This window comes from Pseudomonas sp. (assembly GCF_030150285.1).
GTDB lineage: Bacteria > Pseudomonadota > Gammaproteobacteria > Pseudomonadales > Pseudomonadaceae > Aquipseudomonas.
On sequence record NZ_JASLGE010000094.1, the window covers coordinates 80,486 to 95,075 of the forward strand.

The window sequence follows — 14,590 nt, forward strand, 5'->3', positions numbered from 1 at the left end:
CGGGCTTGCCAATCGCGTGCAAAGATCGCGAGCAAGCTCGCTCCTACAGGACGAGGTTCACAGCCAAATGGCATCCCAATGCGGGTAGTCCCCCAGCCGCTTTGCCAGCCCTGCGCGTAATGGATTGGCGACTAGATAGCGCGCCACAATGACAATGTCTTCGTGACGGCGAATTGCTCGTTCATGAAAACCGTGCTGCCAGAAAGGTCCTTTGCTGCCGCTGGCCGTATTGATCGCTCTGGCGCTGCGTGATTTTGTACGTTGCAGGACCGTCGACAAACAACGGCCTCGCAGCTCGATCAGCCAATGAAAATGATCGGGCATCACCACCCACGCCAGTGATGTCACCGAGCCTTCTGTTTGTGTCCGCCTGAATTCATTAATCAAAAGACGACTTAAATGAAAATCATTGAAGGGTCGCGCTCGGTTTTTAACCATAGCGGTCACTGAATAGACACGACCCGTCTCGGAAAACCGGCCCCGACGAAGCCGACATGCATGAGCAGCGCTTGGCATTCCTTAACCCCCGACGCAAAGGGGGAAGGCTAGTGTGACTATCCAAAGGCCGTATGATAACAGTGGTGCCGGATATGTCGTGCTGTCGTAGGAGCGAGCTTGCTCGCGATTTTTTGATCTTTTTTAACCACAAAAAAACCCCGAAGGGCTCGCGCCTTTCGGGGGTGTGGGTAACCCACGGTTTAGAGCTTGGCGATGGACACTTCGGTGGATTTAACGAAGGCGATCACTTCGCTGCCCACCACCAGTTCCAGCTCTTTGACCGAGCGGGTGGTGATCACGGAGGTGACGATGCCGGAAGCGGTCTGTACGTCAATTTCAGACAATACGTCGCCCAGCACGATTTCCTTGATGTGGCCTTTGAACTGGTTGCGAACGTTGATGGCTTTAATGGTCATGGTGTCGATTCCTGTCTTGGGATAGAAAAGTGAGGTTATTGCGCCCAACGCAATTGCGTGGGCAGCGGTGCGACGGGTTCTGGCTCAGGCGGCGAGCCAGGGAGTGAAAGCACGCGGTTAAGCACTTCGGTTTCCAGCGCTGCCAGCCTGTGCGAGCCCCGTACACGGGGGCGTTTGAGTTCAACGATGAGATCGAGCCCGACCTCGCCGTCTTCGATCAGGATCACGCGGTCGGCAATGGCAACGGCTTCACTGACGTCATGGGTCACCAGCAACACGGTAAAACCGTGCTGGTGCCACAGGCGTTCGATCAGTTGCTGCATTTCAATTCGTGTCAGCGCGTCCAGAGCACCTAGCGGTTCATCCAGCAGCAGCAAGCGCGGTTGGTGAATCAAGGCCCGAGCCAAGGCGACGCGCTGCTTTTGCCCACCCGACAGGGCAGTCGGCCATTCATTGGCACGTTCGGCCAAGCCCACTTCTTCCAGCGCCTTGAGCGCTTTGGGGCGCCAGTCGCCGGTAAGGCCCAGGCCAACGTTGTCGATGACTTTTTTCCAGGGCAGCAAGCGCGCTTCCTGGAACATTAGCCGTGTGTTGTCGTGAGCGTCTTGCAGCGGTGCGCTGCCCGCCAATAACTGCCCGGCAGTGGGCTGGTCGAGGCCGGCCAGCAAGCGCATCAAGGTGCTTTTGCCGCAGCCGCTGCGGCCTACCACGGCCACGAATTGCCCGGCCGGGATATGCAGGTTGATGCCTCGCAGAACCTGGCGTTCGCCAAAGGATTTTTGCAGCCCCTTGATCGCCAGCGGGATGCCTTGGCGCAAGTGGGGAGGTTGTTGAGCCGTCATGCTGCACCGCCTTTCGTCACTTGATACGCCGGGTGCCAGCGCAACCACACGCGTTCCAGCCCTCGGGCCGCGCTGTCAGCCAATTTGCCGAGGACCGCGTACAGAATAATCGCCAGTACCACCACGTCGGTTTGTAAAAACTCCCGGGCGTTCATCGCCAGGTAGCCAATGCCGGAACTGGCAGAAATGGTTTCGGCCACGATCAGCGTCAGCCACATAAAGCCCAGCGCAAAACGCACACCGACCAGAATGGAGGGCAAGGCTCCCGGCAAAATCACTTGGCGAAACAGGCTGAACCCGGACAAACCGTAGCTGCGGGCCATTTCCACCAGCGCCGGGTCGACGTTACGGATGCCGTGGTAGGTGTTGAGGTAGATGGGGAACAACGTGCCCAGCGCCACCAGAAAAATCTTCGCAGACTCATCAATGCCGAACCACAGGATCACCAACGGGATCAGCGCCAGGTGCGGCACGTTGCGGATCATTTGCACCGAACTGTCGAGCAGGCGTTCGCCCCACTTCGACAGCCCGGTGATAAAGCCCAGCGCCAGGCCGATGCTACCGCCAATCAAGAAACCAACGCCGGCCCGCCAGCCGCTGATGGCCAGGTGTTTCCAGAGTTCGCCGCTGCGGACCAATTCCACACCGGCCTCGATCACGGCGCTGGGAGCGGGCAGGATGCGGGTGGACAACCAGCCCGCCGACACCGACAACTGCCACACCGCCAGCAGCAACAGTGGCAAGGCCCAGGGTGCCCATTGATGAGCGATGCGTGAGAGGCGCGAAGCCTTTGCCGTACTCATGGCCGCCTCAGCTCTGCGACGCGGCTTTAGGGATAATGTCGTTGGCGACCATTTCGCCGAACGGGCTCACGTAACCGGCGCTTTTGGGTAGCTCCGGGCGCTCGATATCCAGGTGCGGGAACAACAACTCAGCCACGCGGTACGATTCTTCGAGGTGCGGGTAGCCCGAGAAAATAAAGGTATCGATGCCCAGGTCGGCGTATTCCTTGACCCGTGCGGCCACGGTTGGGCCATCACCGACCAGTGCCGTGCCTGCGCCGCCGCGTACCAAGCCCACGCCTGCCCACAGGTTAGGGCTGACTTCGAGGTGGTCGCGGCTGCCGCCGTGCAGCGCGGCCATGCGTTGCTGGCCGACGGAGTCGAAGCGCGCCAACGAAGCCTGGGCACGGGCAATGGTGTCGTCGTCCAGATGCGAAATCAGTTTGTCAGCAGCCTTCCAGGCCTCTTCGTTGGTTTCACGCACGATTACGTGCAGGCGAATCCCGAAGCGCACAGTGCGCCCGAGCTTGGCGGCCTTGGCGCGCACCTGTTCGATTTTTTCGGCAACGGCGGCCGGCGGCTCACCCCAGGTCAGGACCATCTCGACCTGCTCGGCGGCCAAGTCCTGCGCGGCTTCCGACGAGCCGCCGAAGTACAGCGGCGGGCGCGGCTGCTGGATCGGCGGGTAGAGCAACTTGGCCCCTTTGACCTTGATGTGCTGGCCGTCGTAGTCAACGGTTTCGCCTTCCAGTACGCGGCGCCAGATACGGGTGAACTCCACCGATGCCTGGTAGCGTTCTTCATGGCTCAAAAACAGGCCATCCCCGGCCAGTTCGTCCGGATCGCCGCCGGTCACCAGATTAAACAGCGCCCGCCCGCCGGACAGCCGGTCCAGCGTGGCCGCCTGACGCGCCGCCACGGTGGGCGAGACAATGCCAGGGCGCAGAGCCACCAAGAATTTCAGACGCTGAGTCACTGGGATCAGCGACGCGGCCACCAGCCACGAGTCTTCGCATGAACGCCCGGTCGGGATCAGCACCCCACCAAAACCCAAGCGGTCTGCGGCTTGCGCCACTTGTTGCAGGTAGCCGTGGTCTACCGCGCGTGCGCCTTCGGAGGTGCCAAGGTAATGGCCGTCACCGTGCGTGGGCAGGAACCAGAAAATATTGAGGCTCATGGAGTGGTCTCCTAAATGGGTGCAGCAAGCATTAGTTGGCGTTGGCGTTGGCGTTGGTCACGTCAGCGGCCGGTGTCCAGATCACGTCTTTGATCACTAACGGCTTTGGAATCAGCTTGAGCTGATGGAAGCTGTCAGCGATTTTTTGCTGCGCGTCGATCACTGCCGGCGTCAGGAATTGCGCGCCGTAGCCCTGGCGTTTAACCGAGGTCAGGGTGATGTCTGCGGGCAGGCCAAGGATCGGTGCCACTTGACGGGTTACTTCATCCGGGTTGGCCTTGGCCCATTCACCGACATTGCGCACTTCGTCGACCAGGGTTTCGATGACCTTGGGGTGTTGTTGGGCGTAGGGCTTGGTCGCCAGATAGAACTGGTGGTTGTCGGCAATGCCGGTGGCATCGCGCAGGGTGCGTGCTTGTAACTGTTGCTCGGCGGCGGCCTGGTACGGGTCCCAGATGACCCAGGCATCGACGCTGCCGCGCTCAAATGCTGCGCGGGCATCGGCCGGGGGCAGGAAGACGGTCTGGATATCGGTGTATTTCAGGCCCGCGTCTTCAAGGGCGCGCACCAACAAGTAGTGAACGTTGGAACCTTTGTTGAGCACCACTTTTTTGCCTTTAAGGTCTTTCACTGAGGTGATCGGTGAATCCTTGGGCACCAGAATCGCTTCGCTGGTAGGCGCTGGCGGCTCATAGGCGACATACAGCAGGTCGGCCCCCGCGGCCTGGGCAAATACAGGGGGTGTTTCACCGGTGACGCCGAAGTCGATTGAGCCGACGTTCAAGCCTTCCAGCAATTGAGGGCCGCCAGGAAACTCGGTCCATTTCACGTCAACGCCTTGCTCGGCCAAGCGCTTTTCCAGCGTGCCCTTGGCTTTGAGCAGCACCAGCGTGCCGTACTTTTGATAACCAATGCGCAGGGTATCGGCTTGAGCCTGGGTGACGGCACCGAAGGACACCGCTGCTGCTAACAGGGCGACCAGGCCGCGACGCAAAATGACAGGGCGCATGGCGCTCTCCTTTGTTATTGGGTTGTACGGCGTGTGGGAGCGAGCGTGCTCGCGATCGTTTGATCTTGAAAAAAGCGCGAGCAAGCGGGTGCCTCCAGGTTCAAATACTCCAGCGAGCCGTGACCAGGCGCTCGTTGAGGATGTTGGGGTCCAGCGGTTTGGGGCGGCGGGCCAGAGCGCTATAGAACTGCTCCAGAGACTCGCTTAAACGCTGCTCCAGCACCGGCACCAACTGCGCGGGAGCCCCGCCTTCGCCATAGGCAATCTGGCTGTCCTCGGCAAAGATGCCCTGCAGCATTTCCTGGGCCTTAAGCGCCGACAGCACCGGTTTGAGGGCGTAGTCCACCGCCAGCATGTGCGCGATGCTGCCGCCGGTGGCAATGGGCAACACCACTTTGTGGCTCAGTGCGCGCTCAGGCAGCAAGTCGAGTACGGTCTTCAGGGCACCGCTGAAAGAGGCCTTGTACACCGGGGTCGCAATGACCAGGCCATCGGCATTGTCGATCTGTTGCAACAAGTCGATAACGGCCGGGCTGTCGAAGCGGGCGTGCAGTAAATCTTCAGCAGGAAAGTCCCGTACTTGGTAACTCACCACTTCGACGCCTTTCTGGTTGAGCCAGTGTTTGGCGCGGTCCAGCAACACCCCGGAGCGGGATCGTTGGCTGGGGCTTCCTCCGAGTGTGACGACCAGCATCTAGGATTTCCTTGAATGATTGGGTGTAAGCCGTTGTCAGCGTTTTCGCTTTGATGGGCTGACATTAACAGGTGATTTATATATCCATAAATCATATTTATTCATTTGTTTATTCCTTAAGTGCATATGTGAGTGACCTGTTTTCGGGCGAAAAAAAAGGCCGTTAAAACGGCCTTAAACCCTGTTGCACTTGAAGACGGTAAAACGCGGCAGGAGCCGCCAGTCGGCCCTCGATTGCTCGCGAGCGTTCCAAAAAAAATCAAAAGATCGCGAGCAATCGAGCGTCGACCGGCTGCTCCTACGGATCACGGATGGCAGCGTTTGTAGGAACGAGCTTGCTCGTGATCTTTTGATCTGGTTTTTGATCTAAAGGGCCCCCTTAAACCACGCTGGCCGATCGCGGCGGCCCACGGCGTAAAGCCGGAACCTTAAGTGGCCGTGACCGCAGCAATGGATAGGATTGCTGAACGACGGCGCGGCCCCTCTTACGGGGAGGTTGGGTTATTTGTTCGGCTGTGGGGTCAGGCGCAGGTAGGGCTTCACGGCGCGGTAGCCCTTGGGGAAGCGTTTCTTGATGTCGTCTTCATCCTTGAGCGACGGCACGATCACCACCTCATCACCGTCCTGCCAGTTGGCCGGGGTGGCGACTTTGTAGTTGTCGGTCAGTTGCAGCGAATCAATCACTCGCAAAATCTCGTTGAAGTTGCGGCCTGTGCTGGCCGGGTAGGTAATGGTCAGGCGAATTTTCTTGTTCGGATCAATCACGAACAGCGAGCGCACCGTCAGGGTGTCACTGGCATTGGGGTGAATCAGGTCATACAGGTCGGAAACTTTGCGGTCGGCATCGGCCAGGATCGGAAAATTGACCACGGTGTGCTGGGTTTCGTTGATGTCGTCGATCCACTGGTGGTGCGAGTCCACCGGGTCAACCGACAGCGCGATAGCCTTGACGCCGCGCTTGGCGAACTCGTCCTTGAGCTTGGCGGTAAAGCCCAGTTCGGTGGTGCATACCGGCGTGAAGTCTGCCGGGTGCGAAAACAGCACGCCCCAACTGTCGCCCAGCCATTCATGGAAACGGAGGGTGCCGGCGCTGGAATCCTGTTCGAAGTCGGGGGCGATGTCGCCGAGTCTGAGGCTCATGGTGCAGCTCCTTTTTAGAGGGAAGGGCAGGGCGTGATGGGTTTACTCTGCCTGTGCCATGAGTAGATTAAAAAGAATAAATATTGATTTAATTAGAACTTAAAAGAATATTAAAAACTGTTTCATTGGACGCGGCCCAGCCGTGGGAGCACCCTGAGTTCAGGTTTAGGCAAGGGTTCAGCAGGACGCTGGCGGTTTTAATGTGTTGCGAATTGATTGTGTCGATCGTCGGTCAACACCCTGCCCGGCATTGCGCCGGGCAGGGCTTTTTAACCTTTTGCTACAACCGGCTTACAACAACGGGATCGAGTAGCTGACGATCAGACGGTTTTCGTCCTGGTCGCGCTGGCCCGCAATGTCATTGCGCCACATGGCGTTTTTCCACATGAAGCCCAGGTTCTTCAGAGCACCTTCCTGGACCACATAGGCCAGGGTGATGTCACGTTCCCACTCGGTGGCACCATTGCTGGTTTGTTTTTTGCCGCCGTAGGTGTCGATGTTGTCGCCACGCAGGTACACAACGCCAGCCGTCAGGCCAGGAACGCCCAGTTTGGCGAAGTCATACGAGTAGCGGCCTTGCCAGGTACGCTCGCCCGCACGGGCAAACTTGGAGATTTGCGAGTCGGTGGTGATGTAAGCCGATGCACCGTCGCCCTGGTTCAGGAACGGGAAGTCGCTGCTGCCGTTGCTGGACTGGTAGCCGCCACCGAAGGTGTGGCCTTCAACGGTGTACAGGAACAAGCCGCTCCACAGGTTGTTGTCGACTTTGCCTCTGCCGTTACCCAACGAGCTGTTGGCGTAGCTGCCGGTGGTGTAGTACAGCGGATCGTGGCCATTTTTGCCGTCATCGCTGCTGTTGAAGTAGCGCAGGTCTGTCTTCAACACGCCCGGGCCGATGGACCAGTTGTGTACCAGGCCCAGGAAGTGCTGCTTGTAGAAGTCTTCCAGGTTGCCGTAGTAGTACTGCAGCAACAGGTCTTTGTTGACCTTGTAGTCAGCGCCGCCGTAGTAGAACTTGTTAACAAACTTGCCCGAATTGTAGTTCGAGCCCGCGTTGGCACCGGCAATCGACAGGCCTTCGTTGTTGCTGGAGTTACGGCCTTTGGCGTGTTCGATTTGACCACCGATGAAGGTCAGGTCCTTGAACTCGTTGGAGGTGATCTGACCGCCCTGGAAGGTTTGCGGCAGCAAACGGCCATCGTTGGTCACGATTACGGGCAGTTTTGGCTGCAGCGTACCGAGGCGCAATTCAGTTTCGGAGATTTTAGCTTTGGCGGTCAGGCCCAGGCTGGAGAAATCATCGGCAGCCTTGTTGCCGTTGCTTGGAAAGACCGAGCCGCCCGACGCGGTGCCGCTCGGGTTGCCGTGTTTGCCAGCGCTGGAGTCCAGTTTGACGCCCAGCAGACCAATGGCATCCAGACCGAAGCCCACGGTGCCTTGGGTGAAGCCGGAAGTGAAGTCCAGCTGGAAGCCCTGGCCCCATTCTTCAACCTTGCTTTGTGCGCCAGCCGCTTTGGTACCCGAGTCACGGTTATCGTTGTTGATGTAGAAGTTGCGCAGTTTCAGCGTGGCCTTGCTGTCTTCGATGAAGCCAGCTGCGCTCGCTTGCTGTGCCAACAAACCCAAGGCCACGGTAATGGCCAACGTGGATTTATTCATTGTCCTGCTCCTTTACGTTTCTAATTTTTGTAGTTCTTTAGCCCAAGGTCTAATGCCTCGGGTCTACAGATGCGCGATTAGCGCCAGACAGCGACTGCCAAGTCAATCGTAACCAATCATGTCTACGACCTTTGTCTAATCATTTGTCATTGGCGGTGCAGAATACGGGCTTTCCCATAAACCCAAAAATAATTATTTCTGAAGTTTTCATTCCATAAATGAATATGGCGGGGGCCTTTCCTACGCGCGGCGAGAATGCTATCCATTTTTGGTCTAATGCCTAAACAGAATTTCATGAAACTTTTAATAGCCCTGCGTGCTTAAAAAAGGTGCACGGTCGGGCGGACCCAAAATGGCGTGTGCAGGAGGACGCGTGAGGTGTCGGAACTTTATAAGCTAATGCTTAAAGGTTATTTATTTACGCTTTCTTAGATCATTTAATCTAGCTTCCTGCCGATACCCGGCAGCCTGTCGAGGAGCTTGACCATGAAACTGCGTTTTCCCTTGCGCCTTTTTGCCGCGTTGTCCCTGGCAGGTGCCAGCTTTTTTGCACAGGCCGCCGCGGATGTCACCGTTGCTTACCAAACCACGGTTGACCCGGCCAAAGTCGCTCAGGCCGACGGTGCCTACGAAAAGGCGACCGGGGCAAATATCAAGTGGCGCAAATTTGATAACGGCGCAGACATCATTGCCGCTATCGCCTCGGGTGATGTGCAGATCGCCTACTTGGGTTCAAGCCCGCTGACGGCTGCTGTTACCCGCAAGGTGCCGGTCGAGACGTTCTTGATCGCCACCCAGCTGGGCGGTTCTGAAGCGCTGGTGGCGCGTAATGGCGCAGGCATTACCACCCCGCAAGACCTGGTCGGCAAAAAGGTTGCCGTGCCGTTTGTCTCCACGGGCCACTACAGCCTGCTGGCAGCGTTGAAGCACTGGAATATTGACCCGTCGAAAGTACAGATTCTGAACCTCGCACCACCTGCCATTGCCGCCGCCTGGAAGCGCGGCGATATCGACGCCACCTATGTGTGGGACCCGGCACTGGGTGTCGCTAAAGAAAACGGCAAGGTGCTGATTACCTCGGGTGAGCTGGGCAAGCTCGGCGCTCCGACCTTTGATGCCTGGATCGTGCGCAAGGATTTCGCCGAGAAAAACCCGCAAGTGGTTAAGCAATTTGCCGACGTGACACTGGATGCCTACGCCGACTACCGCAAGGACCCGAAAGCCTGGTTGGCCAATCAAAGCAACATCGACAAAGTCGCGAATCTTTCGGGTGCCAAAGCGACGGATATTCCTGTGCTGCTTGAAGGCAACGTCTTCCCGTTGGCGGCTGATCAAGTCACCTTGCTGGGCGCGCCTACCACTAAAGCCTTGGCTGACACCGCTGCCTTCTTGAAAGAGCAGAAAAAGGTTGATGCCGTACTGCCGGACTACGCACCGTCGGTTACCGCCAAGTTCATCACTCAATAACTTACGCCCCGCAGGAGTCTACGGTCATGGCCTTGTTATCACTGGAGCGCATCAGCGCACAGTACCCGGGCGCAGCTGAGCCGGTGCTGTCGGACATTTCCGTCAACCTCGGCCCTCAGCAGTTGCTGGTCGCACTTGGCCCTTCAGGCAGCGGTAAAACGTCGCTGCTGAATTTGATCGCAGGCTTCGTCGAGCCAAGCGCCGGGCGTATCACGCTCGATGGTGCACCGGTCAAAGGTCCGAGCGCCGAGCGCGGCGTGGTGTTTCAGGACGACGTGCTGCTGCCGTGGCAAGACGTGCTGGCCAACGTGGCGTTCGGCCTTGAACTGGCAGGTGTTGCGCGAAGCAAACGTGAAAGCCGTGCCCGCGAAATGTTGGCGCTGGTGGATTTGTCGGGCTTCGAGCACCGCCGCGTGTGGGAACTGTCGGGCGGCCAGAAACAACGCGTAGGCCTGGCCCGTGCCTTGGCTGCCGACCCGCGGGTGTTGCTGATGGATGAGCCGTTCGGTGCCCTCGACGCTTTTACCCGTGAGCAGATGCAAGAACTGCTGCTGCAAGTGTGCCAGCGCACAGACAAACCCGTCTTTCTGATTACCCACGACATCGAAGAAGCGGTGTTCCTGGCCACAGACCTGATTCTGTTGGCCCCGAACCCCGGCCGTATCGTTGAACGCCTGAGCCTGGATTTTGGCAAGCGTTACAACGCGGGTGAGTCGGCCCGTTCGATCAAGTCCGACCCTCGTTTTATCGAAACCCGTGAACACGTGCTTGAGCGCGTGTTTTCACAACGTGGTGCCGCTCAGCGGCAGGAGCGCGCATGAGCATTTATGAAGCGGTTCCAGCCGCCCCGGTGGCGGCACCTCACGCGCCGCGCCCGGCCAAGCGCAGCCTGAGCACGCGCTGGATCAGTGTGCTGACCCTCGTCACGTTGATCGCTATCTGGTGGGCGGTGACGGCCACCGCAATGATCGAGCCGCTGTTTCTGCCGCCTCCCTCGGCGGTGCTGCAAAAAGCGTGGCTGCTGATGACTGACGGCTATATGGACTCTACGTTGTGGCAGCACCTGGCCGCGAGTTTGAGCCGTATCGGCCTGGGCTTGGGGTTTGCGATTTTGACCGCAGTACCGGTGGGCATTGCCATTGGCTACAACCGCATTGCGCGTGGCATTTTCGACCCGTTGATCGAGTTCTATCGCCCCATTCCACCGCTGGCGTACCTGCCCCTTATCGTGATCTGGTGTGGCATTGGTGAACTGTCAAAAGTGCTGCTGATTTACCTGGCGATCTTTGCCCCGATTGCCATCGCGACCGCCACCGGCGTGCGTACCGTCGACCCGGCCAAGGTACGAGCCGCGCAATCGTTGGGGGCTACCCGCTGGCAGTTGATTCGCTACGTGATTTTGCCAAGTGCCTTGCCGGACATTCTCACCGGCGTGCGCATTGGCCTGGGTGTGGGCTGGTCGACGCTGGTGGCCGCCGAATTGATTGCCGCCACCAGCGGCCTGGGTTTCATGGTGCAGTCCGCCGCGCAGTTTCTGGTCACCGACGTGGTGGTACTGGGGATTCTGGTGATTGCCATTATCGCCTTCGCCATGGAAATGGGCCTGCGCGCCCTGCAACGCAAGCTGGTGCCGTGGCACGGCCAGGCTCACTAACCCTTTTGAATACACCACGACGCTGATCAATCGGCGCGCTGAAAAAGAGACGACCATGAGCCTGACCATTACCCCGCTTAGCGCTGCCCTGGGTGCCCAGATTGACGGCGTTGACCTGACCTTACCCTTGAGCCTGGAGCACCGCGATGCCATCGAACAGGCCTTGCTTAAGCACCAGGTGATTTTCTTCAAGCAGCAGTCCATCACCCCGACACAGCAAGCGCGCTTTGCGGCTAATTTCGGGGACCTGCATATTCACCCGATCTACCCCAATGTGCCGGAACAACCTGAAGTGCTGGTACTGGATACGGCGGTCACGGATGTGCGCGACAACGCGATCTGGCACACCGACGTGACCTTCCTGCCGACGCCCGCGCTGGGCGCGGTGTTGAGCGCCAAGCAGTTGCCGGCCTTTGGTGGCGACACCTTGTGGGCCAGTGGCATCGCGGCGTTTGAAGGGTTGTCCAAGCCACTGCAGGCGCTGCTGGACGGGCTGACCGCTACCCACGATTTCACCAAGTCCTTTCCGCTGGAGCGTTTCGGCTCGACCCCAGAAGACCTGGCGCGTTGGGAGCAGACGCGTAAAAGCAACCCGCCGCTGTCACACCCGGTGGTGCGCACGCACCCGGTGAGTGGGCGCAAATCGCTGTTCGTCAACGAAGGCTTCACCACGAAAATCAACGAACTGTCAGACACTGAAAGCGCGGCGATTCTTGCGTTGTTGTTCGCCCACGCGACCCGCCCGGAGTACACGATTCGCTGGCGTTGGCAGGAAAATGACGTGGCCTTTTGGGACAACCGCGTCACCCAGCATTACGCCGTTGACGATTACCGCCCGAACCGCCGCGTCATGCACCGCGCCACCATTTTGGGCGATGCCCCGTTTTAACCCCCCTGTAGGAGCGAGCTTGCTCGCGATCTTTTGATCTTTAAACGCTCAATGACGCCACGCTGTCGTGCAGCAATTCTATCCATTGCTGCGGTCACGGCCACTTAAGGTTCCGGCTTTACGCCGTGTTACTTTGATGGAGCTTTAAGGGGGGCCTTCGATCAAAAACCAGATCAACAGATCACGAGCAAGCTCGTTCGTACGATGTTGGGGTGTGGCGTTTGGGTAAAAACGGCGGCAGGTACAACCCCAAATACGCATCCACCACCCGCATGCCTTCTTCGGCCATGCGCGGGGTGATGTGTTCGTGCAACTGGATGGAGCGCGCGTACACGCGGTCGCCCAATTCCATCGCCAATGCAAACACATCCACGTCGTCGGGCAATACGGGCAGCTCAAAGTGGCGCATAAATACCGCATGCATCAGTTGGCCCAGTTCGAGGTCGTGCTGGCGGTCGGCTTTGTTCACTTCGGTGAGCCCGTGTTGGGCCAGAATCAATTGCCGCGCTGCGGCGTCTTCGCTGTAGAGGCTCAGCATGCGCTGTTCAATCAGGCGTGACAGGTCACGCCAGCCGCTTAGTTGCTCGTGCTCGATGGGGGCCTGCAAGCAGGCGCGGAAGGCGGCGTGTACATCCCCCGTCAACGCTTCCAGCAGTGCAGGCACCCCGGCAAAAAAGTGGTACACCGACGAGGGCGGGATCTCGGCGCGCTCGGCCACGCTGTAAATCGACAGGCTGGCCACGCCGTCAGTCGCCAGCAAGGTGCGGGCCGCCTCAAGGATCAGGTCGATCCGTTCCTGGCTGCGTGCGCGGGGCTTGCGGGGGGTGGCGCGTGGGGCGGGTGGGCGCGTCATGGGTGTCTCCAGCAGGGCAGCCAGCATTGTACGAGCCGGGTAAAGGCCGCGCCCATAAAAAAACGCCGCTAACCCTGAGGTTGGCGGCGTTTTCGGGGCAGCAACCGTTTATACGGTATGCAGGTACCAGTTGTACTCGAGGTCGGAGATGGAGTGTTCAAACTCTTCCAGCTCGCTCTCTTTGCAGGCTACAAAAATATCGATGTATTTCGGGTCGATGTATTTGGCCATGACTTCACTGTCGTCCAGCTCACGCAGGGCATCACGCAGGTTGTTCGGCAGGCTTTGTTCGTTCTGCTCGTAGCTGTTGCCTTCGACGGGCGCGCCCGGCTCGATCTTGTTGGTCAGCCCGTGGTGGATGCCGGCCAATACAGAGGCCATCAACAGGTACGGGTTGGCATCGGCACCGGCGACCCGGTGTTCGATACGCACCGAGTCGGCCGAGCCGGTTGGCACGCGGATGGCCACGGTACGGTTGTCCAGGCCCCAGCACGGCGAGTTCGGCACATAGAACTGTGCGCCAAAACGACGGTAGGAGTTCACGTTAGGGCAAAGGAACGCCATCTGCGCCGGTAGGGTCTCCAGCACACCGCCGATTGCATGGCGCAATGCGGCGTTCTGCTCGGGATCCTCGCTGGCAAAAATGTTTTTGCCGTCTTTATCCAGAATCGAAATATGAACGTGTAACCCGTTGCCCGCCTGGCCTGGGTAAGGCTTGGCCATGAAGGTGGTGTCCATTTCATGGTCGTAGGCGATGTTTTTGATCAGGCGTTTGAGCAGTACCGCGTAGTCACAGGCCTTGATTGGGTCGGCGACGTGGTGCAGGTTCACTTCGAACTGCGCCGGGGCACTTTCTTTAACAATGGCGTCAGCGGGAATGCCTTGCTCTTTGGCACCTTCCAGAATGTCCTGGAGGCAGTCGACGTATTCGTCGAGGTCGTCAATCAGGTAGACCTGTGTCGAGTGCGGGCGTTTGCCGGAAATCGGTGAGCGGGGAGGCTGTGGGCGGCCGTTCACGTTCTCCTGGTCGATCAGGTAGAACTCCAGCTCGAAAGCAGCGCAGATGGTCAGGCCAAGATCGTCAAATTTGGTAACAACTTGACGCAGTACTTCGCGCGGGTCGGCGAAGAAAGGTTCACCTTCAAGTTCGTGCATGGTCATCAGCAGTTGCGCGGTTGGGCGCTTTTGCCAGGGTTCATTGCACAGGGTGTCGGGGATTGGATAACAGATCCGGTCAGCATCACCGATGTCCAGGCCCAGGCCGGTGCTTTCCACCGTAGAGCCGTTGATATCCAGAGCAAATAAAGAGGCAGGCAGGTTAATGCCCTTCTCGTAAACCTTGTGGAGGCTGGTGCGTTCGATGCGCTTGCCGCGCACCACACCATTCATATCCGCAATTAGAAGGTCTACGTACAGAACCTCAGGATGATCCTTAAGGAACGCGTTCGCTTCGTTAAGCTGAACGGCACGCGGGGGTACCGACATGATGCAACACCTTTGTTGTTAAAAA

At 58.6% G+C, this 14,590-nt stretch carries 15 protein-coding genes; 4 read left to right on the forward strand and 11 right to left on the reverse strand.

Going from position 1 to position 14,590, the window contains the following annotated elements; genetic code table 11:
- Nucleotides 1–57: 57 nt before the first annotated feature.
- The 9 genes from Q1W15_RS22300 to Q1W15_RS22340 all read right to left on the reverse strand — a co-directional run bounded on the left by Q1W15_RS22300 (nucleotide 58) and on the right by Q1W15_RS22340 (nucleotide 8,217).
- Entirely contained in the window at nucleotides 58–516 is a 459-nt protein-coding gene (locus Q1W15_RS22300) for a transposase (protein WP_300732605.1), read from the reverse strand.
- Between the two features lie 182 nt (nucleotides 517–698).
- Nucleotides 699–914, reverse strand: coding sequence for a molybdopterin-binding protein (locus Q1W15_RS22305; RefSeq protein ID WP_003444581.1), 216 nt, complete (start codon nucleotides 912–914; stop codon nucleotides 699–701).
- 35 nt (nucleotides 915–949) lie between these two features.
- A complete protein-coding gene (gene ssuB, locus Q1W15_RS22310) occupies nucleotides 950–1,756 on the reverse strand; it encodes an aliphatic sulfonates ABC transporter ATP-binding protein (protein ID WP_300732615.1) in 807 nt (268 codons plus the stop codon).
- Nucleotides 1,753–2,559, reverse strand: a complete 807-nt coding sequence (gene ssuC, locus Q1W15_RS22315; protein WP_300732618.1) for an aliphatic sulfonate ABC transporter permease SsuC — start codon at nucleotides 2,557–2,559, stop codon at nucleotides 1,753–1,755. Before ssuC ends, ssuB begins: the two co-directional genes overlap by 4 nt.
- A 7-nt stretch (nucleotides 2,560–2,566) precedes the next feature.
- Nucleotides 2,567–3,715, reverse strand: coding sequence for an FMNH2-dependent alkanesulfonate monooxygenase (gene ssuD / locus Q1W15_RS22320; RefSeq protein ID WP_300732622.1), 1,149 nt, complete (start codon nucleotides 3,713–3,715; stop codon nucleotides 2,567–2,569).
- Nucleotides 3,716–3,746: 31 nt separating this feature from the next.
- Complete coding sequence (locus tag Q1W15_RS22325; RefSeq protein ID WP_300732625.1) at nucleotides 3,747–4,724, reverse strand: sulfonate ABC transporter substrate-binding protein; 978 nt, start codon at nucleotides 4,722–4,724, stop codon at nucleotides 3,747–3,749.
- A 100-nt stretch (nucleotides 4,725–4,824) separates the two neighbouring features.
- Complete coding sequence (ssuE, locus tag Q1W15_RS22330) at nucleotides 4,825–5,418, reverse strand: NADPH-dependent FMN reductase (protein ID WP_300732628.1); 594 nt, start codon at nucleotides 5,416–5,418, stop codon at nucleotides 4,825–4,827.
- Between the two features lie 501 nt (nucleotides 5,419–5,919).
- Nucleotides 5,920–6,558 carry a peroxiredoxin gene (locus Q1W15_RS22335; protein WP_300732631.1) on the reverse strand — a complete coding sequence of 213 codons (639 nt, stop codon included), beginning with the start codon at nucleotides 6,556–6,558 and terminating at the stop codon, nucleotides 5,920–5,922.
- Nucleotides 6,559–6,849: 291 nt separating this feature from the next.
- Nucleotides 6,850–8,217 carry an OprD family porin gene (locus tag Q1W15_RS22340; protein ID WP_300732632.1) on the reverse strand — a complete coding sequence of 456 codons (1,368 nt, stop codon included), beginning with the start codon at nucleotides 8,215–8,217 and terminating at the stop codon, nucleotides 6,850–6,852.
- 486 nt (nucleotides 8,218–8,703) lie between these two features.
- Between Q1W15_RS22340 and tauA the strand changes: the two genes are divergently transcribed.
- The 4 genes from tauA to tauD are packed head-to-tail and all read left to right on the forward strand — an operon-like array spanning nucleotide 8,704 to nucleotide 12,227.
- A complete protein-coding gene (gene tauA, locus Q1W15_RS22345) occupies nucleotides 8,704–9,684 on the forward strand; it encodes a taurine ABC transporter substrate-binding protein (protein ID WP_300732634.1) in 981 nt (326 codons plus the stop codon).
- A gap of 26 nt (nucleotides 9,685–9,710) precedes the next feature.
- On the forward strand, nucleotides 9,711–10,505 hold the full coding sequence (tauB, locus tag Q1W15_RS22350; protein ID WP_300732637.1) for a taurine ABC transporter ATP-binding subunit: 795 nt from the start codon (nucleotides 9,711–9,713) through the stop codon (nucleotides 10,503–10,505).
- On the forward strand, nucleotides 10,502–11,338 hold the full coding sequence (tauC, locus tag Q1W15_RS22355) for a taurine ABC transporter permease TauC (RefSeq protein ID WP_300732639.1): 837 nt from the start codon (nucleotides 10,502–10,504) through the stop codon (nucleotides 11,336–11,338). The genes tauB and tauC overlap by 4 nt, the downstream gene beginning before the upstream one ends.
- 55 nt (nucleotides 11,339–11,393) lie before the next feature.
- Nucleotides 11,394–12,227 carry a taurine dioxygenase gene (gene tauD / locus Q1W15_RS22360; RefSeq protein ID WP_300732640.1) on the forward strand — a complete coding sequence of 278 codons (834 nt, stop codon included), beginning with the start codon at nucleotides 11,394–11,396 and terminating at the stop codon, nucleotides 12,225–12,227.
- A 181-nt stretch (nucleotides 12,228–12,408) separates the two neighbouring features.
- Here the strand turns inward: tauD and Q1W15_RS22365 are convergent, their stop codons facing one another.
- The gene (locus tag Q1W15_RS22365; RefSeq protein WP_300732643.1) at nucleotides 12,409–13,080 is read right to left on the reverse strand and encodes a TetR/AcrR family transcriptional regulator; all 672 of its coding nucleotides are present in this window, start codon (nucleotides 13,078–13,080) and stop codon (nucleotides 12,409–12,411) included.
- A 108-nt stretch (nucleotides 13,081–13,188) separates the two neighbouring features.
- On the reverse strand, nucleotides 13,189–14,565 hold the full coding sequence (locus tag Q1W15_RS22370; protein WP_300732645.1) for a glutamine synthetase family protein: 1,377 nt from the start codon (nucleotides 14,563–14,565) through the stop codon (nucleotides 13,189–13,191).
- Nucleotides 14,566–14,590 lie beyond the last annotated feature (25 nt).